Raw genomic sequence first — 24,816 nt, 5'->3', positions numbered from 1 at the left:
TTAGCCTTTCCAGCGCGGCCGCAGCTACGGGACTGGCTGCACGGGCGCCCGCCGCAAACGCAGGCGCCCGAGCGAAGCGGGCACCGGTTCGCGTGAAGAAAATGCGTCGACTCGAGCACCTGGATCATCGGACCGGATACGATATCCGGCCCGATGCTCTGGTCGCTCAATTCGCCTGGAAGGCGCCGATCATATAGCTCTCGTTGCCGATCTCGGTGACGCGGCCCTTCACGTCGTAGCTGGCGAGATCGACGATCCAGACCACGCTGGAATTCGGCTTGCCCTTGGGCGCGCCGGTGATCGCGGCATATTTCCCGTCCGGCGTGATCGCGATGCCGCGCGGCCGCGACGGCTCACCGCCCGGCGTCTTCAGCTCGATGCGCTTGATCGTCGCCGGCTGGCCGGCGATCGCCTTGTCGACATCGATGATGTCGATATTGTTCGAGCGGAAATGCGTGGAGAGGATGCGCTTGCCGTCGGGCAGGAACGCCGCCACGAAGGGCCGCGTCGGCGCGGCCTTGTCGTCGGTGCCGACCAGCACGCGGGCGACCTCGGCCTTGGCCGGGTCCGACAGCGCCTTCTCGACATCGATGATCGAGACCGTGTTGCCGGGCGTGTCGGTCTGGGCGTTCTCGCGCGAGGCATGGGCGACGAGCTTGCCGTCCGGGCTGGTCGAGATGCCGAAGCCGCCGGCCTGGATCGGGATCCGCGCGATCTCCGCGCCTGAACCGCCCGCGATCGCCTTTTGCAGGCTGATCACCGAGATATCGTCGGTGCCGCCATTGGCGCCGAAGATCGTGCCGCCGCCGAGCGGGCTGATCGTCACGCCGTTGGTATCGGGGAAGCAGCCGAATTTCGGATCGGGCGCGCGATGCGGCACCGGGTCGGGCGGGCAGGGGAAGCCCGGCTTGCCGAAGGCCTGCTCGACCTTGCTGATGACCTTGTTGGTGGCGAGGTCGACGATGCTGATATGGCGCCCGCCATCCTCGTCGCCCTCGCGCTCGGCATGGGCGAGCACGGCGTGCTTGCCGTCGGCCGTGATCGCGAAGCCGGTCGGGCCGAAGCCCTCGGTCTCGATATAGGCCTCGACCGCGGCGAGCGTGTTGTTGCTGGCGGGATCGAGCGCCTTTTTCAGGTCGACCACCGTGACCGTGCCGGCATGGCCGTGCTGGAAGGCGGCGGCAGCCTCGGGCTTGGAGCGGCCGGAATGGTTGACCACATAGGCGCGGCGCTGGTCCGGCGCGATCGCGATATTGATCGGCTGGCCGCTGGAGATCGTATCGGCCTTGCCGCTGCCGGTCGCGTCGATATCCGGCGTGACCCGGAGCCGGTTCACCACGGCCTTGGCCGTGCCGTCATTGGCCGGGTCGATCGCCTTCTCGAGGTCGATCACCAGCACGACATTGTCCCAGCGCCCGCTCGCCAGGAAATAGTCCTTCGCCATTGCCTGCTGCACCGTTCCATAGGCGGCGAAAGCCGCGACTCCCGTCAGAAGCATCATCCGTAGCATGTCCATCCTCCCTGGTTTCGCCCGTTGCTCGGGCCTGTGGTTCGGAAATGCCGGCGATGGTGGAAGCGGCCGCCTGGTCAGTCTCGCTGCGAGCGCAGCGAAGCCATCCAGGGGCTCACGCACTCCCCTGGATTGCGTCGTCGCTGCGCTCCTCGCAATGACGGCGGGTGACCGGACTTTGTGAGCGAAGCATCCGCTAGCCCTCCAGCGCCATGTCGAGCACGCGGGCGACATGCAGCGCCTCGCGGCTCGCGCCGTCATGGATCTGATGGCGGCAGCTCGTGCCGTCGGCGATGATGAGGTCACCGGCGCCCGCCTTGCGCACCGCCGGCAGCAGCGAGAGCTCGGCCATGGCGAGCGAGACATCCATCGTCGTGGCGCCATAGCCGAAGGCGCCGGACATGCCGCAGCAGCTCGACTCGATCGGCTTCACCTCGAGCCCGGGAATGGCGCGTAAGGTCGCTTCGACCGCGCCCATCGCCGCGAAGGCCTTCTGGTGGCAATGCCCGTGCAGATGCGCGACGCGGCCGCCCTGATCCTTCAGCGGCAGCGTGGTCGTGCCGGCCTTGAGATCATCAGCCAGCAACTCCTCCAGCAGGAAGGCGGCCTTGGCCGCAGGCTCGCTCTCGGCCTTCGGCAGGATCGCGCCGAACTCGTCGCGGAAGGTCAGCAGGCAGGAGGGCTCCAGCCCGACGATGCGGGCGCCCTTGGCGATATAGGGCGAGAGCGCCTCGAGCGTCCGCTTCGCCTCGGCCCGCGCCTCGTCGACCAGCCCTGCCGAGAGGAAGGTGCGGCCGCAGCAGAGCGGGCGGCCGCCATCGGCCGGCTCGACCTTGTGGATGCGATAGCCGCCGGCCGCCAGCACGCGCTCGGCCGCCTCAAGGTTCTCGCGCTCGTAATAGCGGTTGAACGTGTCGCCGAAGAGCACGATGTCGCGCCCGTCGCCCTTTACGTCCGACGCATTCGCCGGCTTGCCGCCCTGCGCCCAGGGCTTGCGCCAGACCGGCAGCGAGCGCCGGGCGCTGAAGCCGAGCCAGCGTTCCGAGAGCCTCGCCAACGCCGGGATCCGGTCGCGCAGGTTCATCAGCGGCGCGAGCTTTGCCGCCCAGGGCGCATAGCGCGGCAAATAGGCGATCAGCCGCTCCTTCAGCGGCAGGCCGTGGCGGGCGTGGTAATGGTGCAGGAACTCGATCTTCATCCGCGCCATGTCGACGCCGGTCGGGCAGTCGCGCTTGCAGCCTTTGCAGGAGACGCAGAGATCGAGCGTCTCCTTCATCTCCTGCGAGGTGAAGGCGTCCTCGCCGAGCTGGCCGGAGATGGCGAGGCGCAGCGTGTTCGCCCGCCCGCGCGTCAGGTGCTGCTCGTCCTTGGTGGCGCGGTAGGACGGGCACATCGTCCCGCCCGCCATCTTCCGGCAGGTGCCGTTGTTGTTGCACATCTCGACGGCGCCGCCGAGCCCGCCCCAATCCGACCAGTCGAGCGCCGTCTCGGCCGGGATCGGCGTGGCATAGCCGGGCGGGAAGCGCATCAGCGAGCGGTCGTCCATATGATAGGGGCGGACGATCTTGCCGGGATTGAGCGAGTTCTGGGGGTCGAACCCGTCCTTCACCTCCTCGAAGGCCCGCGTCAGCGTCGCGCCGAACATCGGCTCGACGAAATCCGAGCGCGAGATGCCGTCGCCATGCTCGCCGGAATAGGAGCCCTTGAACCGGCGCACGAGATCGCAGGCGGCCTCGGCGATGCCGCGCATCGCCTTCACGCCGGCCTCGTCCTTCATGTTGAGGATCGGGCGGACATGCAGGCAGCCGACCGAGGCATGGGCATACCAGGTGCCGCGCGTGCCATGGCTGGCGAAAAGCTCGGTCACCGCGTCGGTATAATCGGCGAGATGCTCGAGCGGGACGGCGCAATCCTCGATGAAGGAGACCGGCTTCCCGTCGCCCTTCATCGACATCATGATGTTGAGGCAGGCCTCGCGCACCTCCCAGACCGGCCTCTGCCGGGCGGGCTCGATCACCTCGACCACCGCATCGGCGAAGCCGTGATCGGCCATGCACTGGTCGAGCCGCTTGAGGTCGCGCTTCAGCGCATCGAGATCGTCGCCGGCGAACTCGACCAGCAGCAGGCAGTTCGGCGTGCCCCTGGTGATGTCGGCGAGCGTCCTGACGAAGAGCGGGATATCGGCGCCGAGCACCAGCACGTTATTGTCGACGAGCTCGACCGCGACCGGCCCGAGCGCGACGACGTGCTGCGTCGTCTCCATCGCCGCCCGGAAACTCGGGAAATGGCAGACGCCCATGACGCGATGCGTCGGCAAGGCCGAGAGCTTCAGCGTCGCCTCGGTGGTGATGGCGAGCGTGCCCTCCGAACCGACCAGGAGATGCGACAGGTTCGGCCGCGCCGGCAGCAATTCGTCGAGATTATAGCCGCCGACGCGGCGCTGCACCTTCGGGAAGATGCGCTCGATCTCGTCGCGATGCGTGTCGGCGAGCTTGAGCATGCGGGTCATCAGATCGCGGGCGCGCACGGAGGCATTGTCGCCGACGGGCGTGTCGCCGAGCGCGAAGGCCTCGCCATCATGGAATTGCGCGCGCAGGGCGAGGACATTGTCGACCATCTTGCCGTAGCGCAGCGAGCGCGCGCCCGACGAGTTGTTGCCGGCCATGCCGCCGATGGTGCAGCGGCTCGCGGTCGAGGGCTCGACCGGGAAGAACAGCCCGTCCTTTTTCACGAAGCCGTTGAGCTGCTCCAGCACGATTCCGGGCGCGACCGAGACGGTGCCCGAGGCCGGGTCATAGTCGCGGATCGCGTTGAAATGCCGGCTCATGTCGAGGATCAGCGCATCGCCGATCGGCTGGCCGTTCTGCGAGGTGCCGCCGCCGCGCGCGATCACCGGCACGCCGTGCTCGGCCGCGATCTGGAGCGCGGCGGCGATATCGGCTTCGGTCTTCGGGAACGCGATGCCCTGCGGGATGATCTGATAGATCGAGGCGTCGGTGGCGTAGCGGCCGCGGGTGAAGGCGTCGAAGCGGACCTCGCCTTCGAGCGCCTGGGCAAGCCGCCGTTCCAGTCCGAGATTGCGCGAGCCCTGCTTGGCGAGGGGAGCGGCATGGGTCATCGCGTGTCAGTCCAGTCTTGAAATCAGAACGCCGGCCCCGCGCAGCATCGCTGCCTGTCCGGGATGACGGTGTGATAGCTCGTACAAGTTACTCGGCCGCTTCCGCCGCCTTGCTTGCGCGTCCGCGATTGCGCACGGCGCCGATCAGATCCGAGACCGGCCCCCAGCACAGCAGCATCAGCGCCAGCACGACCAGCGTCGTGACGAGCCCGTTGGCGTAGAACACGTTGAGGCTGCCGGCCGAGCCGAGCAGGGCCTGCCGGAACGCATCCTCGGCCCGGTCGCCCAGCACCAGGGCCAGCACAAGTGGCGCCAGCGGGAAATCGAGCTTCTTGAAGACGTAGCCGACGACGCCGAAGATCAGCATCAGCCAGATGTCGAAGATCGAGTTCGAGATCGTATAGGCGCCGATGGCGCAGACGATCAGGATGACCGGCGCGACATAGGAGAACGGAATCCGCATGATCGCGGCGAAGAGCGGCACGGTCGCCAGCACGATGATCAACCCGGCGAGATTGCCGAGATACATCGAGGCGATCAGGCCCCAGACGAAATCCTTCTGCTCGACGAAGAGCATCGGGCCGGGCTGGAGGCCCCAGACCAGCAGGCCGCCGAGCAGCACCGCGGCCGTCGCCGAGCCGGGAATGCCGAGCGCCAGCATCGGCAGCAGCGCCGAGGTGCCGGCGGCATGCGCCGCGGTCTCCGGCGCCAGCACGCCCTCGATCTCGCCCTTGCCGAAATTCTTGCCGCGCTTGGAGAAGCGCTTGGCGAGCCCATAGCCCATGAACGAGGCGGCGATGGCGCCGCCCGGCGTCACGCCCATCCACATGCCGACGAGGCAGGAGCGGGCGAGGGTGAGCCAGTAGCGCGGCAGCCCGGCCCAGGTCCGCAGCACGACCATCAGGTCGATCCGGGCCTGTTTGCCCTTGAAGACGAGGCCTTCCTCGACGGTGAGCAGGATCTCGCTGACGCCGAACAGGCCGATGACGACGATCAGGAAGTCGAAGCCGCGCATCAGCTCGGTCGAGCCGAAGGTCATGCGCAGGTCGCCCGAGATCGAGTCGAGACCCACCGCCGCGAGCAGGAAGCCGATGCAGAGCGAGGCCAGGATCTTGGCCCGGTTCTCGCGGCCCATGCCGATGAAGGAGCAGAAGGTCAAAAGGAACACGGCGAAGAACTCGGCCGGGCCGAAGCGCAGCGCGAACTCGGCGACCAGTGGCGCGACGAAGGTGATCAGCACCACGCCGGCGAGCGCGCCGATGAAGGAGGCGGTGAAGGCGGCCGTCAGCGCTTCCGCCGCCTTGCCCTGCACCGCCATCGGGTAGCCGTCGAATGTGGTCGCGACCGACCACGCCTCGCCGGGGATGTTGAACAGGATCGAGGTGATCGCCCCGCCGAACAGCGCCCCCCAATAGATCGAGGAGAGCAGGATGATCGCCGAGGTCGGGTCCATGCCGAAGGTGAGCGGCAGCAGGATCGCGACGCCGTTCGGGCCGCCGAGCCCGGGAAGCACGCCGACGATGATGCCGAGCACCACGCCGATCGCCATGAAGCCGACATTCTGCCAGGACAACGCGACCTGGAAGCCGGTGATCAGCGAGGCAAAATCATCCATCGATCACCTCTCAATAGCCGAGCGCGGCTTCGAGCGGCCCCTTGGGCAGCGGCACGCGGAATTGCAGTTCGAAGACCCAGAAGCAGACGATCGGCACGAGGATCGCGGTGAGCAGGATGCTCCACCAGCGCGAGGTCCCGACCACGCCCATGAAGACGAGGATGAAGGCCGCGGAGGCGACATAGAGCCCGAGCGGCTGGATCAGCGCGACGAACAGCACGAGCGGCCCGAGCACGCGGGTGACCTGCTTGAGCTGCTCCCAGGTGACGAAGATCTTGTTCTCGGAGCGGAAGGACTGGACCAGGATGAAGAGCGAGGCCGCCAGGAAGAGCCAGCCGACGCGGGCCGGGAAGAAGCCGTTCTCCGGGCCATTATCCCAGCCGGCGCCGCGGCCATAGGAATCCCAGAGCACGAGTCCGGCGAGCCCAATCAGGATCAGCGCGGTGACGATCTCGACCGGGCGGCGCGAGAGGCCGGGTTCAGGCTCGGTTTCAGCTGGGTTCGACATCAGCGATCTCCCTCGGCGTCATCCCGGACGAGCGGCGAAGCCGCGCCGCTCCGGGATCCATCGCAGGGCTCCGGAGCTTTATGATGGATCCCGGCGCTACGCTGCTCTCCGGCCGGGATGACGGCGTGGTCGGGTGCAGCGTAGCTGGCCACGACGGACCGCTCACTTCGCCATGAAGCCGGCTTCGCTCATCAGCTTCTCGTGCTTGGCCTCGTCCTCCTTGAGGAAGGCGACGAAGGCCTCGCCGTCGCGATAGTCGGGCACCAGCGCGGAGCGGGCAAGATATTCCTTCCACTCGGGCGTCTGCGAGATCTTCTTGAACATGTCGACGTAGAAGGCCTGCTGGTCCTTGGTGACCTTCCCGGGCATGAACATGCCGCGCAGCATCTGGTAGGTGACGTTCAGTCCCTGCGACGGGCAGGTCGGGATATCGGCCCAGGATTTCCCGTCGGCCACCGGCTCCTTGTAGGTCATCTGCTGGTCCGAGAAGACGCAGAGCGGGCGCGTCGCGCCGCCGCGCCAGTTGGCGACATCCTCGGCCGGGTTGTTGGTGCTGGCCTCGATATGGTTGCCGGCGAGCTGGGTCGTGGTCTGGCCGCCGCTGTTATGCGGGATGAAGGCGAGCTTGACGCCGCCGACCTTCTCCATGGCGAAGACGATCAGGTTGTCCTCGCGCTTCGAGGAGGTGCCGCCGACCTTGAGCGGCGGCGCCGCCTTCTTGGCCGCCTCCATGAAGTCGGAGACCTTCTGGTAGGGCGACTTGGCGTTGACCCAGAGCACGAAGGAATCCTGCGCCATCATCGCGACGGGCGTGTAGTCGGTCCAGTTCAGCGGCAGCTTGGTCGCCATCGGCGTCATGAAGACGCCGCTCGAGGTGGTGATCAGCTTGTGCGGATCGCCCGAGGATTTCTGGATGTCGAGCATGCCCTCGGCGCCGCCGGCGGCCGGCTTGTTGACGACGATGATCGGCTGCGAGGTCAGGTTGTGCTTCTGGATGATGCCCTGCATCGTCCGCGCCATCTGGTCGGAGGCGCCGCCGGCCGCGAAGGGCACGACGATCTCGATCGCCTTGGTCGGCTCCCAGGCCAAAGCCGGGCCGGCGCCGGCAACGAGCGCCGCACATGCGGCAAGCCAATGCTGCTTCATCTTCCAGATCCTCCCAGTGATGCACTCTGACGGCGCTATGGGAGGGAGCCTAGAATCAAAAAATTTTGCATTCAATCCGAAAAGTGAAGACGACCGGATTGAAGGCGGAGTTCGGCCCTTCCTTCTCCCCTTGCGGGAGAAGGTGGCGCGAAGCGCCGGATGAGGGGTCGCGCCGCGCTGTCCGATGAGGGAGTTCGCCAGGCGCCGGCGCTTCGACCGTCGCGCGACCCCTCATCCGTCACCGCTTCGCGCTGCCACCTTCGCCCGCAAGGGGAGAAGGGAGGCTGCGCCCTAGCGCGAGGCGTCCCCCTCCAGCGCCTGCGCCTCGCCGATATGCTGCGCCGCCTTCCGCTTGTTGCGCAGGTGCTGGAACATGATGTCGCTGAGCTCGCTGCCGGCCCGCCGGCGCAGTGCGTCGAGGATCGCCTCGTGCTCGCGCATCGCCTCGCCCCAGCGGTCGCGCTCCTTGTCGAGATTGGCGGAATAGCGCACGCGCCTGATCCGCCCGGCGAAATTGGCATAGGTCGCCGACAGCGTCGCATTGCCTGCGGCTTCGACGATCATGCGGTGGATCGCCTGGTTGCACTGGAAATAGCCGTGCATGTCGCGGCGGATATAGAAGCGGTACATGTCGTGATGGACCTGCTCGATCTGCGCGACCTCCTCGTCGCTGATCCGCTCGCAGGCAAGGCGCCCGGCCAGGGCCTCGAGCCCGCCCATCACGTCGAAAAGCTCGCGCAGATCCTCGCTGCTGAGCGAGCGCACACGCGCGCCGCGATTGGGCAGGAGGTCGATCAACCCCTCCGCCGCCAGCACCTTCAGCGCCTCGCGCAGCGGCGTGCGCGAGATGCCGAATTTCTCGCAGAGCAGGCGTTCGGGCACGCGCGCACCATCCGCCAGATTGCCTTCGACGATATAGTCGCGCAGGGCCGCCAGCAGCCCGTCATGCAGCGAGGCCGAGCCGCGCAGGGGCTCGCTGCGGCTCTCCTCGGGGGCCAGGTCTACATCCGCGCTGTCGAGCATCGTCGCTGTCATCATGTCATCGCTAGGGGATGGCGCGGTCCCTGTCGAGATCGCGCACGGCATTCTTGCGTTCCATCGTTATATTGCAAATCCACAGAATGAATGCAAAAAGATCGCGATCAAGCGGCGACGAGCCGCCGCGCCAAGAAGGAGAGAAACGCCATGGCCACGCAGCAGGGTCGTCACTTCCTGCAGATTCCGGGTCCGAGCCCGGTGCCGGACCGCATCCTGCGCGCCATGGACATGCCGGTGATCGACCATCGCAGCGCCGAGTTCGCCCGGCTCGGCCATGCCGTCCTGGAAGGCAGCAAGGCGATCTTCAAGACGACGCAGCCGGTGGTGATCTTCCCGGCTTCCGGCACGGGCGCCTGGGAGGCGGCGATCGTCAACACGCTCTCGCCCGGCGACACCGTGCTGATGGCCGAGACCGGCCATTTCGCCACGCTCTGGCGCAATATCGCGACGCGCTGGGGCATCAATGTCGAGTTCCTGCCCGGCGACTGGCGCCGCGGCGCCGATCCGGCCGCGATCGAGGCGAGGCTCGTCGAGGATCGCGAGCACAAGATCGCCGCGGTCATGGTCGTGCATAACGAGACCTCGACCGGCTCGACCAGCCGCATCGCCGAGATCCGCAAGGCGATCGACAACGCCAAGCACCCGGCGCTGTTCATGGTCGACACGATCTCCTCGCTCGCCTCGGTCGATTACCGGCATGACGAATGGCAGGTCGACGTCACCGTCTCCGGTTCGCAGAAGGGCTTGATGCTGCCGCCGGGCATCAGCTTCAACGCGGTCTCGGAAAAGGCGCTGGCGGCGTCCAGGACCAACAAGATGCCGCGCTCCTACTGGGACTGGCAGGAAATGCTGAAGCCCAACGCCGGCGGCTTCTTCCCCTACACCCCGGCGACGAACCTGCTCTATGGCCTGAAGGAAGCGGTCACGATGCTGCAGGAGGAGGGGCTGGACAATGTCTTCGCCCGCCACAAGCGCCTCGCCGCCGCGACCCGCAAGGCGGTCGAGACCTGGGGGCTGGAGGTGCTCTGCCAGAACCCGGCCGAATACTCGCCGGTGCTGACGGCGGTGCTGATGCCGCCGAGCCATGACGCCGACCATTACCGCAAGGTCACGCTGGAGAAGTTCAACATCTCGCTCGGCTCCGGCCTCGGCAAGGTCGCCGGAAAAGTCTTCCGCATCGGCCATCTCGGCGAGTGCAACGAGCTGACCCTGATCGGCGCGCTTTCCGGCGTCGAGATGGGGCTCGCGGCAGCCGGCGTGCCGCATCGCAGCGGCGGCGTGCAGGCCGCGATGGCGCTGCTGGAAGGCGGCGACGCGGCGAATGCACCGAGGGCGGCGGTGGCCTGATCTCGCCGGAGGCGAAAGGGCAATCCCGTCATTGCGAGCGCAGCGAAGCAATCCAGATTCGGAGAGCTCGGCGGCCCTGGATTGCTTCGCTTCGCTCGCAACGACGGCGGTGGTTCAAGGCCAGGTGTCCGACGGTCGACATCTCATCACACCCTCCTTCGTCTAAGGACGCGGGTGACATCGGCGGAAGCGGCCGTGCTACAAGCGGCGCTTGCGCCGTTGCCCGGAACCCGCCGTATGCCCGAATCCTCCACCTCCGTCCTGCTTGCGGTCGAGTCCGGCGTCGCGACTCTCACGCTCAACCGGCCCGGGGTGCTGAACGCCTTCAACGCCGAGATGGCCGAGACCTTTCTCGCGCGCATCGAGGAGATCTCGGGGCGTGACGATATCCGCGTCATCCTGCTGAAGGGGGAGGGCAGGGGTTTCTGCGCCGGCGGCGACGTCTCGCAATTCACGGCGGGCGGCGACCCGCAGGCCGCGATCATGGCGATCATCGATCCGCTGCATAAGGGCCTGCGCCTGCTCGACAGCCTGACGCAGCCGAGCGTCGCCTGCCTGCATGGCGCCGTCGCCGGCGCCGGCTTCAGCCTCGCGCTCGCCTGCGATCTCGCCGTTGCCGCCGAGAGCGCCAGGTTCACGCTCGCCTATGCCCGCATCGGCGCGACGCCGGACGGCTCGGGCACCTATCATCTCGCCCGCGCCGTCGGGATGAAGAAGGCCAAGGAACTCGCCCTGCTCGCCGAGACGATCGAGGCCAGGGAGGCGCTCAGGCTCGGCCTCGTGAATCGCGTCGTCGGCGACGAGATGGCGGGCAATGTCGCGCTCGATCTCGCTCGCCGGCTCGCCAACGGGCCGACCCTGGCCTATGGCCGGATCAAGACCCTGCTCGGAGCCTCCGGCGATCGCAGCCTCGCCGAGCAGCTCGATGCCGAGCGCGAGGCCTTCCTGGCCTCGGCCGCCTCGGCCGATTTCACCGAGGGCGTCGCCGCCTTCCTCGACAAGCGCCCGCCGCGCTTCACCGGCCGCTGAGACCATCATCATGCAGGACAGCCACCGCACGCTCTTCACGAGCCCCGCCGAATTCGTCGACAGCGACCATCCCTCGATCATCGCCGAGGCGAAGCTGCTCACCTCCGGCATCAGCGACCCGCTCGAGCAGGCCCGCATCCTCTACGACGCGGTGCGCGACGGCATCCGCTACGATCCCTACGGCGATTACCTCAATCCGGGGACCTATCGCGCCAGCGCCGTGCTGGAGGCGGGCACCGGCTATTGCGTCGGCAAGGCGGCGCTCTACGCGGCCTTCTGCCGGGTGGTCGGCATTCCCGCGCGGGTCGGCCTCGCCGATGTCCGCAATCATCTCGCCACGCCGCGCCTGCTCGCGGCCGTCGGCACCGATGTCTTCGCCTATCACGGCTATACCGAGGTCTATCTCGGCGAGACCTGGCTCAAGGCCTCGCCGACCTTCAACGAGACGCTCTGCGACAGGCTCGGCGTCGCGCCGCTGCCCTTCGACGGCAAGGCCGACGCGCTGCTGCAGAGTTTCGACAGCCAGGGCCGCACCTTCATGGCCTATCTCGCCGACCATGGCGCCTATTTCGACGTGCCGGTGAAGTTCCTGATCCGTGAGATGTCGAGGCTCTACCCAAAGCTCTGCATCCCCGGCGGCATGCGCGGCAGCATGGAAAAAGAGGCAATGCACTAGGGTCTGGCTGTCCCCGCCGTCATTGCGAGGAGCGCAGCGACGAAGCAATCCAGGGCCGTCGCGCGCTACGCCTCCTGGATTGCTTCGCTTGCGTTCGCAATGACGGGGAATGTGTCGTCGCCTCCTACCTGGCGTCGTGGAAGATCAGCCCGGTCGTATAGCGCTCGCCCGAGCGCACGCGGCTGACGCCATGGCGCAGGTTGACCCGGTAGGTGCCGCGCGTGCCCTGCACCGGGCGGTGCTGCACGGCGAAGATCGCCGCCTCGCCCCGCATCAGCGGCACCACCTCCGGCCGCGACTGCATGCGCGGGCGCTGCTCGACCAGCGTGAACTCGCCCCCGGTGAAATCCTCGCCCGGCTGCGACAGCAGGATCACCATCTGGAACGGGAAGAACAGGTCGCCATAGAGGTCCTGGTGCAGGCAATTATAGTCGCCCGCGCCGTATTTCAGCAGCAGCGGCGTCGGCCGCTTCTGCCCGGCCTCATGGCAGAGGCCGAGGAACGCCTCGAGCCTCGCCGGATAGCGCTGGGCGATGCCGAGCGCCTCGTTCCAGCGATTGGCGACGGGGGCGAGCCTTGCATAGACGGCTGGGCGCAGCGCCGCGAGTATCTCCGGCAGCGGATGGGCGAAATACTGGTATTCGCCGCTGCCGAAGCCGTGCCTGGACATGATGATGCGGCTGCGGAAACGGCTCTCGTCGGGGTAGAGCCCGGCGAGGCCCGCGCATTCCTCTTGCGTGAGCAGCGGGCCGGTCAGGCCGACGCCATGGGAATCCAGCTCGGCCTCGATGCGCGCCCAGTCGAGATCGTCGATGCGGGCTGCGGGCGGGGGCAGGGCGAGCTGTTTTGCGAGAGCGGGCATGGTCGCCTCCTTCGACGGGGAATGTCGCGAGAGGCTCACATGGCGGGGCGCGATGCAGCCACCCGCTTTCTGGCTCGTTCTATGGCGCCACCGGCTTCAGATAGGGCAGCTTCACACCCTGCTCGGCCATGGTGCTGCGATTGCTCGCCTGCCGCTTCCTGATCTCGGCACGCGCGACCGTGCGCAGATGCACCTCGTCCGGCCCGTCGATGAAGCGCAGCGCCCGGCCCCAGCTATAGATGAAGGCGAGCGGCGTATCGTTGGAGAGCCCGCCGGCGCCGAAGACCTGGATCGCCCGGTCGGCGATCTTGGTCTGCAGGCGCGTCGCTACGACCTTGATCGCGGAGACCTCGGTCCGCGCCGCCTTGTTGCCGTGCCTGTCCATCATCCAGGCGGCGCGCAGGCAGAGCAGCCGCGCCTGGTCGATCTCCATGCGCCCCTCGGCGATCCAGTCCTGGATATTGGCGTAATCGGCGATGTTGCGGCCAAAAGCCTTCCGCTGCAGCGCGCGCTCGACCATCAGCTCGAGCGCGACCTCGCATTGCCCGATCGTGCGCATGCAATGGTGGATGCGGCCGGGCCCGAGCCGTGCCTGCGCCAGCGCGAAGCCCGCCCCTTCCTCGCCGAGCAGGTTGGCGGCGGGCACGCGGACCTCGGTGAAATCCGTCTCGGTATGGCCTTCCGGCGAATAATGGTTGAGCAGCGGCAGGTTGCGCATCACCGTCACCCCCGGCGCATCCATCGGCACGATCACCATCGAATGGCGCCGATGCGGATCGGCATCGGGCCGCGTGTCCGACAGTCCCATCAGGATGCAGAACTTGACGTTCGGGTGCAGAGCACCGGTCGTCCACCATTTGCGGCCGTTGATGACGTAATCGTCGCCGTCACGCAGGATCGTGGTCTGGAGATTGGTCGGATCGGAGGAGGCGACACCGGGCTCGGTGATGCCGACGCAGGAGCGGATCTCGCCGTTGAGCAGCGGATCGAGCCAGCGCTCGCGTTGCTCCGGCGTGGCGAACATGTGCAGGATTTCCATGTTGCCGGTATCGGGCGCGTTGCAGTTGAACACTTCCGAGGACCAGAAGATCCGGCCCATGATCTCGGCCAGCGGCGCGTATTCGAGATTGGCGAGCCGCGTGCCCGGCTCGTCGGGCTTGAGCGCCGGCAGGAACAGGTTCCACAGGCCTTCCGCCTTGGCCCTGGCCTTCAGCCCGTCGATCAGCGCCATCGGATAGCGCCCGGCCTCGACCTCGTGCTTCCATTCCGCATCGGCCGGCTGGACATGTGCGTCCATGAAGTCCTGCAGCCGCGCCCGCAGCGCCTCGACCTTGTCGGAATAGGCGAAATCCATAGCGCTTCTCCTCAGCTCCGGGGCGTCATGCTCGGGCTTGACCCGAGCATCTCAGGACAAGCGAGGCGCCCGCCAGCGCGTCCTCGTCGAGAGTTTCCCGGGTCTGCGCTTCGCTCCGCCCGAGCATGACGGCAAGTCACGATTTTCACTCGGCGCTCTCGATAACCGCTTCGGCCTGTCCCGCGAAGCTCTCGGCCATCTCGCCGACCGCGACCGCATTCTCCGCCGCCGCATTGCCAGCCTTGGCGCGGGCCGCGATGCCGTCGAGGATGACGGCGAAGCGGAACAGCGAGAAGGCGATATGGAAGGTTCCGGGACCATCCATGCGCCCGGCCGCGGCACAATAGCGCTCGAGATACTCGGCCTGGCTCGGGATGCCCAAGGCTTCGCGGTCGAGCCCGACGATCCCGGCATACATGGCCGGGGTGGAATGCCAGGGCAGGCAGGAGAAGGCGGCGTCCGAAAGCGGATGGCCGAGCGTCGAGAGCTCCCAGTCGAGCACCGCGATCACGTGCGGCCCGTCGGGCGCGAACATCAGGTTGCCGAGCCGGAAATCGCCATGGACGATGGTGGTTTCCTCGCTCGCGTCGAGATGCGCCGAGAGCCAGTCGATCAGCCGGTCGATCGCCGGGATGTCGCGCGTCCTGGTCTCGCGCCATTGCCGGCCCCAGCGCGCGAGCTGGCGGGCATAGTAATTGCCGGGCTTGCCGTAATCGGAAAGGCCGGCCGCCTGCCAGTCGAAACGATGCAGCGCGGCCAGCGTCTCGGCCATGGCGACATAGATCTGCCTGCGCTCTGCTGGCGCGATGCCGGGCAGGGCGGTGTCGTGGAAGACGCGGCCGTCGAGCCGCTCCATCAGGTAGAAGGGCGTGCCGACGACATCGTCCTCGCCATGGAAGAGGAGCACCGGCGGCACCGGCACGGCAGAGCCGGACAGCGCCTTCAGGATGCGGTATTCGCGGTCGACCGCATGGGCCGAGGGCAGGAGCGGTCCGGGCGGCTTCTTGCGCAGCACCAGCCGCGTTCCGATCTCCGGATAGGAGACGAAGAAGGTCGGGTTCGACTGGCCGCCGCTGATCCGCTCCAGTTCCATCTTGCCGCCGGCGCGGCCGGGCAGGGCGCCGTGCAGGAAATCGTCGAGCCGGTTGGCATCGAATTCGGGAGCGGAGGCTGGGGAACCGGCGGACATGGCCGGCATTCTCGTAAGGGCAGGGGCGCCGGTCAACGCGCCCCGTGAAAATCGGCGCCGCACATCACGGCGCTGGTGACAGCGCCGCAGATGCGGGGCTACTGTCACCTAACTGCCATAAAGGCGCGCTCGGGAGGGATGCTTGGACGACATGCCGAACCCGGCGCTGCCGGGCGCACCAGGACATCCGAACGCTCAGGACAAGGCGCCGCACGAGGTCGAGCTGAAGCTGCGGGGGACGCCGGCTATGCTCGACAAACTCCGCCAGGCGCCGGTCATCACCCAGCATGCGCGCAACCAGGGCATCGTGCGCAGGCTCGAGGCGGTCTATTACGACACGCCCGATTGCCTGCTCGACCGCCACGGCATCTCGCTGCGGGTGCGCCGCAGCGGCCAGCGCCATATCCAGACGCTGAAGCGCGCGGCCTCCGGCGACAATCCGCTCGCGCGGCAGGAATGGGAAACGCCCGTCGATGACGAGCATATCGATCTCTCGCGTTTTCCGGTCGCGGAGATAGGAGCGCCGCTCGACGGGTTGCGCGCGGAGGTCCTGAGGCCGGTCTTCAGCAGCAAGGTCCGCCGCCGCATCCAGAAGGTGCAGTTCGACAGCGCCCTGGTCGAGATCGCCTTCGACGAGGGCGTGATCGCCGCCGGCGAGCGCAGCGAAAAGCTGTCCGAGATCGAGCTCGAATTGAAGGCCGGCGATGCCGCCATTCTCTACGAGATCGGCCTCTCGCTGCTCGATCTCGCGCCCCTGCAGGTCGAGACCGCGACCAAGGCCGCGCGCGGCTACAAGCTCGCCCGCAATACCGAGTTCAAGGCCGCCAAGGCCGAGCCCGTCGCCATTACGGCGGAGGATAATGTCGACGCCGCCATCGCCAAGATCCTCGGTAACGGACAGCACCAGCTCATGGCCAATCTCGCCCCGGTCGAATTCGGCGACAATCCCGAGGGCGTCCACCAGATGCGGGTCTCGCTGCGCCGCCTGCGCACGGCGCTGACGCTGATCCGCCGCGAGCTCGGGCCGACGGCGCTCGGTCCGGTCGCCGAGGAGGCCAGGCGGCTCGCACGGGTGCTCGGCCCCGCCCGCAACTGGGACGTCTTCGCGACCGACACACTGGCCGATATCGAGAAGGCCGGATTGCCGGATATCGATATTGCCGGCCTGCGCAACGCCGCCGAGCCGTTTCGGGCGGAAAGCTATGTCGTGGTGCGCGAGATGCTCGCGGGGTCGCAGACCAATCGCTTCCTGCTCTCCTTCGGCCGCCTGCTCGAGCGTCGCGGCTGGCGCAACGGCGTCGCCAGCGAAGCCATGACGGTGCTGGCCGAGCCCGTGAAGAGCTTCGCGCGGCGTGTGCTGACGCGCAGCCACCGCAAATCACTGAAGCGCGGCCGCCATTTCAAGCAGCTCTCGCCAGAGGCGCGGCACGAGCTCAGGCTGTCCCTGAAGAAGCTGCGCTACACCAGCGAGTTCTTCCTGCCGCTCTATGCCGATGTCCCTGCTGCCGGGAAATATCTGAAGCGGCTCTCGCAGCTCCAGGACGTGCTCGGCGCCGCCAATGACGCAGCGACGACGCAGCCGCTGCTCGACACGCTCAGGCGCGGCACCTCCGCGCCCGAGCTGCATTACTCGATCGGAGCGGTCATCGGCTGGCAGCGGCGCGAGCAGGTCGAGGCGGCCAAGGGCCTGCTGAAGCGATGGCGGAAATTCGAGGCGACGACGCCCTTCTGGGCCTGATGGCGCCGAGGCAGCAGGCCACGGCAAGCCGTCATTGCGAGGAGCGTCAGCGACGAAGCTATCCAGGAGGCGTACAGCACTGCCGCCCCTGGATTGCTTCGCGGAGCCTGTACTCGGGCTTGCCGAAGGCAAGACCCGGGTGCTCGCACTGACGTCTGGGCCTCAGGCCGCGTCGAGCCCGTAGAGCGAGTGCAGCGTGCGGACTGCGAGCTCGGTATAGGCCGCATCGATCAGCACCGAGAACTTGATCTCGGAGGTGGTGATGGCGCGGATGTTGATGCCCTTCTCGGCCAGCGCCCGGAAGGCGCGTGCCGCGACGCCGGCATGGCTGCGCATGCCGACGCCGATCGCCGAGATCTTCACCACGTCGGTCGCGCCCTGGATGTCCTGGTAGGCGATGACGTCATGCTTCGATTCGAGCAGCGTCTTGGCGCGCTCGTAATCGGCCGTCGGCACGGTGAAGGTGATGTCGGTCGTCGCCTGGTCGTCCGAGACGACCTGGATGATCATGTCGACATTGATATTGGCGTCGGCCAGCGGCCCGAAGATCGCTGCCGCGACGCCCGGCTTGTCGGCCACGCGCCGGAGCGTGATCTGGGCTTCGTCGCGCGAGAAGGCGATGCCGGTGACGATCTGCTGTTCCACGATGTCGTCCTCGTCGCAGATAAGTGTGCCTGAATTGGGGTTTTCGGGGTCGTCGAAGGAGGAGCGCACATAGGTCGGCACGCGCTGGACCATGGCGATCTCGACCGAGCGCACCTGCAGCACCTTCGAGCCGAGCGAGGCCATTTCCAGCATCTCCTCGAAGGAGACCTTGTCCATGCGCCGCGCCTTCGGAACGATGCGCGGATCGGTAGTGTAGACGCCGTCGACATCGGTGTAGATGTCGCAGCGATCGGCCTTCAGGCCGGAAGCGAGCGCGACCGCGCTAGTGTCGGAGCCGCCGCGGCCGAGCGTGACGATGCGGTTGGTGCGCGGGTTCACGCCCTGGAAGCCGGAGCAGACCGCGATCTCGCGGTTGCGGTCGAAGCCGGCGAGGATGCCGGCGCCGTCGACGCCCTCGATCCGGGCGGCGCCATGCGCGTCCGAGCCGAAGAGCGGGATCTGCCAGCCCTGCCAGGAGCGCGCCGGCATGCCCATCCCCTGCAGAACGATCGCCATCAGCCCCGAGGTGACCTGCTCGCCGGAGGCGACGACCGTGTCGTACTCGGCCTGGTCGTGCAGGGGCGCCGCCTCCTTGCACCAGGCGACGAGCTCGTTGGTCTTGCCTGACATGGCGGAGACCACGACCGCGACCTCATGGCCGGCGTCGAATTCGCGTTTGACGTGGCGGGCGGCGTTCTTGATGCGCTCGACAGTGGCGACAGAGGTGCCGCCGAACTTCATCACCAGACGGGCCATAGCGTCCAAGGGCTCTCTAACTAGCGCCCGGCCGGGCCGGGACGAAACGTCCCCTCGCGCGGGAGCCGGATCCGATCGGGTTGCGTCAACCTGATCAGTGAATCCGCCTCCCAACTTTGATAGAGACCACGTGATCCGGTCAGCTCGCCTGGCGATCCGACCGGCGCGTCCTCTAGCGAAGGGCGGGTGTAGATGACGGGCGGCGCGGAAAGTGTCAATGCGGCTGTGAAACGGCCGGCGTAAACGGGGAATCGAGGCAATGGCAGCAATGGCACGCGAAGGCTCGACGATCGATCCGGCCGAGGTCGCGCGCTTCGACGCCATGGCCAAGAGCTGGTGGGACCCGAAAGGGCCCATGGCCGTGCTGCACAAATTCAATCCGGTGCGGCTCGGCTTCATCCGCGACTTTGCCTGCGAGCGCTTCGGCCGCGATCCGAAATCGCTCCAGGCGCTGGACGGGCTGACCCTGGTCGATATCGGCTGCGGCGGCGGCGTGCTCTCCGAGCCGCTGGCCCGGCTGGGCGCCGAGGTGACCGGGCTCGATCCGGCCGAGGGCAATATCGCCGTCGCCGGCGCCCATGCCCAGAAATCCGGGCTCGCCATCGACTATCGGGCGCAGACCATCGAGGCGCTGGTTGCCGAGGGGCGGCGCTTCGACATCGTGCTCGCCATGGAGGTGGTCGAGCATGTCGCCGATGTCGACGCCTTCGTGGCGGCCTGCTGCGCGGCGGTGAAGCCCGGCGGGCTGCTCGTCATGGCGACGCTCAACCGCACGCTGAAATCCTATGCGCTCGCCATTGTCGGCGCGGAATATGTCCTGCGCTGGCTGCCGCGCGGCACGCATGACTGGGAGAAATTCGTCACGCCGGACGAGCTTGGCGCCGCCATCGAGGCAAACGGCCTGGAACTCGGCGAGAGCACCGGCGTCGTCTACAATCCGCTCACCGGCCGCTGGTCGGCGGCGCGCGACATGGATGTCAATTACATGCTGGCGGCGAGTCGGGCTGGCTAGATCATGGCACCGGATATCGTATCCGGTGCCATGATCTAGCTTCTTGTTTTCGCATCGGCTTTTCCCGAAAACCGCTAGCCACTTTTCGGGCCGATGCGCTAACTCCGCGCTGCCAGTCGGCGCTCCAGCGCCGCCAGATCGTCCAGGAACCAGAAGGCCTCGCCCTGATTCGCTTCATGGACGAAGTCGCGCAGAGCCTGGCTTTCGGCTGATGGGGCCGAGATATCGCCGATAATGGCGAGCCGGATCCGGTAATTGACGAATTTCTGGACGATCTCGCCGGCGACGCGTGTGCGCAGCCGGAAGAAATCGGCGCCGATGCGCGCCGTCGGGATCGCCACCAGACTCGCATCCTCGGCCCAGGCGGCGCCGAGGAAATCGCCGACATCGCGCTCGCCGGCGAGCATGGGGCCGTCTTCGCCGCAGATCAGCACGCGCGTGCCGTGAAGCTCTTTGCAGATATCCATGCGAGGGACTGTCGGGGCTCGGTGGCGGCAAGGCAAGCCGCTATCGGCCACCCCAGCCCGATCACGCCGCCCGCCAACATGGCCGGAGCTCAGGCGACGAGGCGCTTGCCGACGCCGCAGGAGATCAGCAGGACGATCCCGGAGGTCGCGGCGATGATCGCCGCGGTGAAATACTGGTTGCTGCCGACCAGCAGGCCGAGCCGTTGCCAGAGCATCACGCCAAGCATCGCGCCGACGATGATGATCACGCCGTTGAGGATCACGCCGAAACCGGCTTCATGCAGGATGATGTCGGCGATCCAGCCAAGCAGCAGCGCCCCGACAGCCACGAGGCCGACGAGGACGGCCAGTTCCGGGGCCGGCAGATTCGGTAGGCCAAGCAGCTGCAGGAGTGAGCGCATGATGCTGCTCCAGCGATTGCGTGACCAGAATACCACAAGCGCCATGCCGCAGCCATGCGGGAACAAGTCGGTGCACCGGTGGCTTGTTGTTGCGTTGCGGTATGATTCCTAAGGGGGATGGCGCAGCGCAGCATTAGGCGCCATGATCCCCTCCAAAGCCGTCGGGCCTTTCACGGCGGGATAAAAGGGAGAAGGCCATGTCCACGCTGCAGGAAGCGCCGCCGCGGGCGCCGCTGAAGGACCTTTACGAGCTCAACGAACTGCCGCCGCTCGGCCATGTCCCGGCGAACATGTACGCTTGGGCGATCAAGCGCGAGCGGCATGGCCCGCCGCAGGACAGTTTCCAGATCGAGGTCGTGCCGACCTGGCCGGTGGGCGAGGAGGAGGTGCTGCTGCTCGTGATGGCCGGCGGCGTCAACTATAACGGCATCTGGGCGGGCCTGGGCCAGCCGATCTCGCCTTTCGACGTCCACAAGGCGCCGCATCACATCGCCGGCTCCGATGCCTCGGGCATCGTCTGGGCCGTCGGCTCCAAGGTGAAGCGCTGGAAGGTCGGCGACGAGGTCATCGTCCATTGCAATCAGGATGATGGCGACGACGAGGAATGCAATGGCGGCGACCCGATGTTCTCCTCGTCCCAGCGCATCTGGGGCTATGAGACGCCGGACGGCTCCTTCGCCCAGTTCTGCCGGGTGCAGTCGCGGCAATTGATGCCGAAGCCGAAGCATCTCTCCTGGGAGGAGGCGGCCTGCTACACGCTGACCCTGGCGACCGCCTACCGCATGCTCTTCGGCCACGCCCCGCATACGATCAAGCCGGGCGACAATGTGCTGATCTGGGGCGCCTCGGGCGGGCTCGGCGTCTTCGGCGTGCAGCTCTGCGCCGCCTCGGGCGCCAATGCGATCGGCGTGATCTCCGACGAGAGCAAGCGCGACTACGTGCTCGGCCTCGGCGCCAAGGGCGTGATCAACCGCAAGGAGTTCAACTGCTGGGGCCAGATGCCCAAGGTCAATTCGCCCGAATATGCCGAATGGACCAAGGAGGCCCGCAAGTTCGGCAAGGCGATCTGGGACATCACCGGCAAGAAGGATGTCGACATCGTCTTCGAGCATCCCGGGGAGGTCACCTTCCCGGTCTCCTGCCTCGTCGCCAAGCGCGGCGGCATGATCGTGTTCTGCGCCGGCACCTCCGGCTTCAACATCACCTTCGACGCCCGCTATGTCTGGATGCGGCAGAAGCGCATCCAGGGCTCGCATTTCGCCCATCTCAAGCAGGCGAGCGCCGCCAACCAGTTCGTGCTCGACCGGCGCATCGACCCCTGCATGTCCGAGGTCTTCCCCTGGGACAAGATCCCGCTCGCGCATCACAAGATGTGGAAGAACGAGCACGCGCCCGGCAACATGGCGGTGCTGGTCTATGCTCCCCGTACCGGGCTGCGCAGTTTCGAGGACGTGGCCGAGGCGCTGGGCGGCTGAGCATCGGACCGAAAAGTGGGGTGCACTTTTCGGATCGATCCGATGCTCCCAGGAAGACAGAGCGCCACGTCACGTCCGAAAGGACGCGCAGCGCTCTGCGCGTTAGCTGCTAGGGGGCTACGCGTTCCAGCATCAGGCAGGGATTGCCCTTGTAGGTCCGGCTGTCGAAGAGCTGATAGCCGAGCTTGCCCGCGAGCCGGAGCGAGGCGGCGTTCTCGGGGTTGATCATGCAGACCGTGCGGGCCGGAGCGTGCCGCCCGGCGATCCAGTCATGGCACGCTGAGACCGCCTCGGCCGCCAGGCCACGGCCATGCGCCGGTTTCGCCATGATCCAGGACGCTTCGGGATAGCCGTCGAAGCCGGCGCCGAGCTCGCGGTGAAAATCGGCGTGGCCGACATCGCCGATGAATTGGCCCGTCGCCTTGTCGAAGACAGCGAACATGCCGTAGCCGAGCAGCGACCAGTGCCCGGCATAGCGCAGCAGCCGGTTCCAGGCATCCTCGCGCGACATTTGCGGCGCCGCGATGAAGCGGAACAGCTCCCGATCCGAGAACATCGCGTACCAGGGCTCGAAATCCTCCAGCGCATGCGGGCGCAGGAGCAGGCGTGACGTCTCGATCATGGCCGCAGACAACCAGCCATGGGACAGCGCGTCAACGCGTGCGACCTGGTTCGTCGCGGCCGACGCTCAGAGCGAGCCGATCGCCTCGCCGGGATCGGCCCGCGGCTTGCGGGCGAGCGCATAGGCCGCGTTCAGCTCCGCGCCATAGAGGAAGATCGCCGCCAGCCAGTAGAGGAAGACGAGCGCGATCATCGCCGTCGCGAGCCCGGCATAGGTCGTGACATAGGTGTCGGCGAAACTGTCGAGATACCAGCCGAAGCCGAGCCCGCCGATCAGCCAGAACACCAGCGTCACCAGGATACCGGGCCAGAGGATCCTGATATGCGGCGCCCGCGCCGGCAGCAGCCGGTGCGCCACGACCAGCGCCAGGACGATCAGCACGGTCGCGGCCGCGACGCGCACGAAGCTGAGCGCGGCCGAGAGCGGCGCCAGCTCCGGCAGGAGGCCGATCAGGCCGCGCAGGACCAGCGGACCGAGCACCACGAGGAAGGCGAAGGCGAGCATGAACACCGCCCCGCCGATCACATAGAGGATCGATTCCAGCCGCGTATGCCACCAGGCCCGCCATTCATAGGCCTCATAGGCGCGGTTGAGGCCGATTCTGAGAGCTTCGACGCCCGAGGACGAGAAATAGAGCGCGAGCACGGCGCCGAGCGTCAGCGCATCGCCGCGTGTCGCCGTCAGCACCGAGCGGACCTCGCGCGCGATCGGCCCGGCGATCTCGCGCGGCCAGGCCTCGAAGAGCAGCATGGTGGCTTCGTCGGCCGCCTCGCGCGAGCCGAACATGCCGCCGAAGGCGGTCACCACGATCAGGAAGGGAAACAGCGACATCAGCACCGACAGCGCGATATGGCTGGCGATCGCCCAGGAATCATGGGCGATGAAGCGCTCGAAGGCGGTGACGGGCACTTTGTGCAGCGACATGGGCGGGCTCGGCGGGCGGGTGCCGATTGTGTGCCCAGCGAGCCGAAGCCGGCAAGTGCAAGGGGGCTCCCTTCTCCCACCCATCTCGGGCTTGCCCGAGATGGGCAATCCCGAGTGTCAAAGTCGGCAGCAGCCGACTTTGATGCGGGAGAAGGTGGATCGGCGAAGCCGAGACGGATGAGGGGTCGCGCGACGATTGCAGCATCGGTGCGTGGCATCCCGTCACGGGGAAGGACAGCGCGACCCCTCATCCGCCCCTTCGGGGCACCTTCTCCCGCAGGGGGAGAAGGGAGCCCGCTCCCTTGCACATGGCCCGTCGGCGTCCATGGCGGCGACAACTGTCGCTATTCGGCCTATCAGGCCGCCAGAAAGTCGGTTCAATGTACAAATCCACCACGTTCCTGCGGCTGGTGCCGCTGATCTTCACGCTGCTCTGGTCGAGCGGCTGGATCGTCGCCGGCTATTCGGCCCTCTATGCCGACCCGCTGACCTTCCTGCTGGTGCGCTATGCCTCGGCCGGGCTGCTGATCGCGGCGATCGCCTTCGCCATGCGCGCGCCCTGGCCGAAGGGCCGCGCGATCATCGATTGCATCGTCACCGGCATCCTGCTGCACGCGGTCTATCTCGGCGGCGTCTGGTGGGCGGTGCGCCATGGCCTGCCCGCCGGCATTTCCGGCCTGATCGCCGGGCTGCAGCCGATCCTGAGCGCGCTGCTCGCGCCCATGCTCGTCGGCGAGCGCATCTCGCCGGTGCGCTGGGCCGGCATCGTCTGCGGCTTCCTCGGCATTGCGCTCGTGCTCGAGCCCAAGCTCGTCGGCGTCGAGCCGGCGGCGCTCCAAGCCGTGCTGCTGCCGGTCATCGTCAATGTCGTCGGCATGCTCGCGGTGACGCTCGGCTCCTTCTACCAGAAGGCCCGGGTCGTCTCGGGCGACCTGCGCACCGTCACCGCCTGGCAGTATCTCACGGCCTTCATCGTCACCTTGCCCTTCGCCTATGCGCTCGAGCCGATGCGGATCGAGTGGAACCTGACCATGGTCCTCGTCCTGGCCTGGTCGGTGATCGCGCTCTCGCTTGGCGGCATCGGGCTCTATCTCTGGCTGATCCGCCGCGGCGAGGTCTCGCGCACCGTGACCTTCCTCTATCTCGTGCCGCCGGCGGTCGCGATCGAGGCCTGGCTGCTCTTCGGCGAGACGCTGACGCCGACCCAGCTCGCCGGCATGGCCGTGGCGATCCTCGGCGTGGTCCTCGCCAGCCGTAAATAGTCCGTCATTGCGAGGAGGCGCAGCCGACGAAGCAATCCTGTATGTTGTGAGTTGCTCCGGGTCGTCCGGGGCCAGGCGGATGGGGCGCGTAAGCAATCCCGGCTCATCGCCGCCCTCTGGCT

General features: G+C 67.2%; 21 protein-coding genes. 7 read left to right on the top strand and 14 right to left on the bottom strand.

Going from position 1 to position 24,816, the window contains the following annotated elements; genetic code table 11:
* Positions 1 to 166 precede the first annotated feature (166 nt).
* From EV560_RS18670 to EV560_RS18645, 6 genes are all read right to left on the bottom strand, one after another.
* The gene (locus tag EV560_RS18670) at positions 167 to 1,510 is read right to left on the bottom strand and encodes a YncE family protein (protein ID WP_131857318.1); all 1,344 of its coding nucleotides are present in this window, start codon (positions 1,508 to 1,510) and stop codon (positions 167 to 169) included.
* 196 nt (positions 1,511 to 1,706) lie between these two features.
* Positions 1,707 to 4,628, bottom strand: a complete 2,922-nt coding sequence (locus tag EV560_RS18665; RefSeq protein ID WP_131857317.1) for an FAD-binding and (Fe-S)-binding domain-containing protein — start codon at positions 4,626 to 4,628, stop codon at positions 1,707 to 1,709.
* A gap of 88 nt (positions 4,629 to 4,716) precedes the next feature.
* Positions 4,717 to 6,243, bottom strand: a complete 1,527-nt coding sequence (locus tag EV560_RS18660; protein WP_131857316.1) for a tripartite tricarboxylate transporter permease — start codon at positions 6,241 to 6,243, stop codon at positions 4,717 to 4,719.
* A gap of 10 nt (positions 6,244 to 6,253) precedes the next feature.
* Entirely contained in the window at positions 6,254 to 6,751 is a 498-nt protein-coding gene (locus EV560_RS18655) for a tripartite tricarboxylate transporter TctB family protein (RefSeq protein WP_131857315.1), read from the bottom strand.
* A 162-nt stretch (positions 6,752 to 6,913) separates the two neighbouring features.
* The gene (locus EV560_RS18650) at positions 6,914 to 7,897 is read right to left on the bottom strand and encodes a Bug family tripartite tricarboxylate transporter substrate binding protein (RefSeq protein WP_131857314.1); all 984 of its coding nucleotides are present in this window, start codon (positions 7,895 to 7,897) and stop codon (positions 6,914 to 6,916) included.
* A 291-nt stretch (positions 7,898 to 8,188) separates the two neighbouring features.
* Positions 8,189 to 8,932, bottom strand: a complete 744-nt coding sequence (locus tag EV560_RS18645) for a GntR family transcriptional regulator (RefSeq protein WP_131857313.1) — start codon at positions 8,930 to 8,932, stop codon at positions 8,189 to 8,191.
* A gap of 150 nt (positions 8,933 to 9,082) precedes the next feature.
* On the opposite strand from EV560_RS18645, the gene EV560_RS18640 reads away from it, so the two are divergent.
* From EV560_RS18640 to EV560_RS18630, 3 genes are all read left to right on the top strand, one after another.
* On the top strand, positions 9,083 to 10,282 hold the full coding sequence (locus tag EV560_RS18640; protein WP_131857312.1) for a pyridoxal-phosphate-dependent aminotransferase family protein: 1,200 nt from the start codon (positions 9,083 to 9,085) through the stop codon (positions 10,280 to 10,282).
* Positions 10,283 to 10,519: 237 nt separating this feature from the next.
* Complete coding sequence (locus tag EV560_RS18635) at positions 10,520 to 11,311, top strand: enoyl-CoA hydratase/isomerase family protein (protein WP_131857311.1); 792 nt, start codon at positions 10,520 to 10,522, stop codon at positions 11,309 to 11,311.
* Positions 11,312 to 11,321: 10 nt separating this feature from the next.
* Positions 11,322 to 11,987 carry a transglutaminase-like domain-containing protein gene (locus EV560_RS18630; RefSeq protein WP_131857310.1) on the top strand — a complete coding sequence of 222 codons (666 nt, stop codon included), beginning with the start codon at positions 11,322 to 11,324 and terminating at the stop codon, positions 11,985 to 11,987.
* A gap of 124 nt (positions 11,988 to 12,111) precedes the next feature.
* Here the strand turns inward: EV560_RS18630 and EV560_RS18625 are convergent, their stop codons facing one another.
* From EV560_RS18625 to EV560_RS18615, 3 genes are all read right to left on the bottom strand, one after another.
* Positions 12,112 to 12,849 (bottom strand): 2OG-Fe(II) oxygenase, encoded by a 738-nt coding sequence (locus EV560_RS18625; RefSeq protein ID WP_131857309.1) that lies wholly within the window; start codon positions 12,847 to 12,849, stop codon positions 12,112 to 12,114.
* A 79-nt stretch (positions 12,850 to 12,928) separates the two neighbouring features.
* Positions 12,929 to 14,203, bottom strand: coding sequence for an acyl-CoA dehydrogenase family protein (locus EV560_RS18620; protein ID WP_131857308.1), 1,275 nt, complete (start codon positions 14,201 to 14,203; stop codon positions 12,929 to 12,931).
* Positions 14,204 to 14,348: 145 nt separating this feature from the next.
* Positions 14,349 to 15,392 (bottom strand): phosphotransferase family protein, encoded by a 1,044-nt coding sequence (locus tag EV560_RS18615; RefSeq protein ID WP_131857307.1) that lies wholly within the window; start codon positions 15,390 to 15,392, stop codon positions 14,349 to 14,351.
* A gap of 151 nt (positions 15,393 to 15,543) precedes the next feature.
* Between EV560_RS18615 and EV560_RS18610 the strand changes: the two genes are divergently transcribed.
* Entirely contained in the window at positions 15,544 to 17,130 is a 1,587-nt protein-coding gene (locus EV560_RS18610; RefSeq protein ID WP_248312147.1) for a CYTH and CHAD domain-containing protein, read from the top strand.
* A gap of 162 nt (positions 17,131 to 17,292) precedes the next feature.
* Here the strand turns inward: EV560_RS18610 and EV560_RS18605 are convergent, their stop codons facing one another.
* Entirely contained in the window at positions 17,293 to 18,531 is a 1,239-nt protein-coding gene (locus tag EV560_RS18605) for an aspartate kinase (RefSeq protein WP_131857761.1), read from the bottom strand.
* A 268-nt stretch (positions 18,532 to 18,799) separates the two neighbouring features.
* Between EV560_RS18605 and ubiG the strand changes: the two genes are divergently transcribed.
* A complete protein-coding gene (gene ubiG, locus EV560_RS18600) occupies positions 18,800 to 19,543 on the top strand; it encodes a bifunctional 2-polyprenyl-6-hydroxyphenol methylase/3-demethylubiquinol 3-O-methyltransferase UbiG (protein ID WP_131857760.1) in 744 nt (247 codons plus the stop codon).
* A gap of 98 nt (positions 19,544 to 19,641) precedes the next feature.
* On the opposite strand, the gene EV560_RS18595 is transcribed toward ubiG, so the two are convergent.
* A complete protein-coding gene (locus EV560_RS18595) occupies positions 19,642 to 20,010 on the bottom strand; it encodes a DUF4180 domain-containing protein (RefSeq protein WP_131857305.1) in 369 nt (122 codons plus the stop codon).
* A gap of 89 nt (positions 20,011 to 20,099) precedes the next feature.
* Positions 20,100 to 20,411, bottom strand: coding sequence for a GlsB/YeaQ/YmgE family stress response membrane protein (locus EV560_RS18590; protein ID WP_131857304.1), 312 nt, complete (start codon positions 20,409 to 20,411; stop codon positions 20,100 to 20,102).
* Positions 20,412 to 20,608: 197 nt separating this feature from the next.
* Between EV560_RS18590 and ccrA the strand changes: the two genes are divergently transcribed.
* On the top strand, positions 20,609 to 21,886 hold the full coding sequence (gene ccrA / locus EV560_RS18585; protein WP_131857303.1) for a crotonyl-CoA carboxylase/reductase: 1,278 nt from the start codon (positions 20,609 to 20,611) through the stop codon (positions 21,884 to 21,886).
* 109 nt (positions 21,887 to 21,995) lie between these two features.
* Here ccrA and EV560_RS18580 read toward each other — a convergent pair whose 3' ends face one another.
* Both EV560_RS18580 and EV560_RS18575 read right to left on the bottom strand, forming a co-directional pair.
* A complete protein-coding gene (locus EV560_RS18580; RefSeq protein WP_131857302.1) occupies positions 21,996 to 22,508 on the bottom strand; it encodes a GNAT family N-acetyltransferase in 513 nt (170 codons plus the stop codon).
* A 66-nt stretch (positions 22,509 to 22,574) separates the two neighbouring features.
* Complete coding sequence (locus EV560_RS18575; RefSeq protein WP_131857301.1) at positions 22,575 to 23,432, bottom strand: YihY/virulence factor BrkB family protein; 858 nt, start codon at positions 23,430 to 23,432, stop codon at positions 22,575 to 22,577.
* Positions 23,433 to 23,812: 380 nt separating this feature from the next.
* On the opposite strand from EV560_RS18575, the gene EV560_RS18570 reads away from it, so the two are divergent.
* Positions 23,813 to 24,694, top strand: a complete 882-nt coding sequence (locus tag EV560_RS18570) for a DMT family transporter (protein ID WP_131857300.1) — start codon at positions 23,813 to 23,815, stop codon at positions 24,692 to 24,694.
* The last annotated feature ends 122 nt before the right edge of the window (positions 24,695 to 24,816 follow it).

The organism is Allobosea sp. BK604 (assembly GCF_004341515.1).
GTDB lineage: Bacteria > Pseudomonadota > Alphaproteobacteria > Rhizobiales > Beijerinckiaceae > Allobosea.
Note: the sequence above shows the minus strand (reverse complement) of the source record. Positions and strands in the feature narration are given on the sequence as shown.

Bases quoted from the DNA above. Each gene is read 5' to 3' on its own strand.
- EV560_RS18670 (WP_131857318.1), bottom strand. From the start codon at position 1,510: ATGCTACGGATGATGCTTCTGACGGGAGTCGCGGCTTTCGCCGCCTAT.
- EV560_RS18665 (WP_131857317.1), bottom strand. From the start codon at position 4,628: ATGACCCATGCCGCTCCCCTCGCCAAGCAGGGCTCGCGCAATCTCGGA.
- EV560_RS18660 (WP_131857316.1), bottom strand. From the start codon at position 6,243: ATGGATGATTTTGCCTCGCTGATCACCGGCTTCCAGGTCGCGTTGTCC.
- EV560_RS18655 (WP_131857315.1), bottom strand. From the start codon at position 6,751: ATGTCGAACCCAGCTGAAACCGAGCCTGAACCCGGCCTCTCGCGCCGC.
- EV560_RS18650 (WP_131857314.1), bottom strand. From the start codon at position 7,897: ATGAAGCAGCATTGGCTTGCCGCATGTGCGGCGCTCGTTGCCGGCGCC.
- EV560_RS18645 (WP_131857313.1), bottom strand. From the start codon at position 8,932: ATGACAGCGACGATGCTCGACAGCGCGGATGTAGACCTGGCCCCCGAG.
- EV560_RS18640 (WP_131857312.1), top strand. From the start codon at position 9,083: ATGGCCACGCAGCAGGGTCGTCACTTCCTGCAGATTCCGGGTCCGAGC.
- EV560_RS18635 (WP_131857311.1), top strand. From the start codon at position 10,520: ATGCCCGAATCCTCCACCTCCGTCCTGCTTGCGGTCGAGTCCGGCGTC.
- EV560_RS18630 (WP_131857310.1), top strand. From the start codon at position 11,322: ATGCAGGACAGCCACCGCACGCTCTTCACGAGCCCCGCCGAATTCGTC.
- EV560_RS18625 (WP_131857309.1), bottom strand. From the start codon at position 12,849: ATGCCCGCTCTCGCAAAACAGCTCGCCCTGCCCCCGCCCGCAGCCCGC.
- EV560_RS18620 (WP_131857308.1), bottom strand. From the start codon at position 14,203: ATGGATTTCGCCTATTCCGACAAGGTCGAGGCGCTGCGGGCGCGGCTG.
- EV560_RS18615 (WP_131857307.1), bottom strand. From the start codon at position 15,392: ATGTCCGCCGGTTCCCCAGCCTCCGCTCCCGAATTCGATGCCAACCGG.
- EV560_RS18610 (WP_248312147.1), top strand. From the start codon at position 15,544: ATGCCGAACCCGGCGCTGCCGGGCGCACCAGGACATCCGAACGCTCAG.
- EV560_RS18605 (WP_131857761.1), bottom strand. From the start codon at position 18,531: ATGGCCCGTCTGGTGATGAAGTTCGGCGGCACCTCTGTCGCCACTGTC.
- ubiG (WP_131857760.1), top strand. From the start codon at position 18,800: ATGGCACGCGAAGGCTCGACGATCGATCCGGCCGAGGTCGCGCGCTTC.
- EV560_RS18595 (WP_131857305.1), bottom strand. From the start codon at position 20,010: ATGGATATCTGCAAAGAGCTTCACGGCACGCGCGTGCTGATCTGCGGC.
- EV560_RS18590 (WP_131857304.1), bottom strand. From the start codon at position 20,411: ATGCGCTCACTCCTGCAGCTGCTTGGCCTACCGAATCTGCCGGCCCCG.
- ccrA (WP_131857303.1), top strand. From the start codon at position 20,609: ATGTCCACGCTGCAGGAAGCGCCGCCGCGGGCGCCGCTGAAGGACCTT.
- EV560_RS18580 (WP_131857302.1), bottom strand. From the start codon at position 22,508: ATGATCGAGACGTCACGCCTGCTCCTGCGCCCGCATGCGCTGGAGGAT.
- EV560_RS18575 (WP_131857301.1), bottom strand. From the start codon at position 23,432: ATGTCGCTGCACAAAGTGCCCGTCACCGCCTTCGAGCGCTTCATCGCC.
- EV560_RS18570 (WP_131857300.1), top strand. From the start codon at position 23,813: ATGTACAAATCCACCACGTTCCTGCGGCTGGTGCCGCTGATCTTCACG.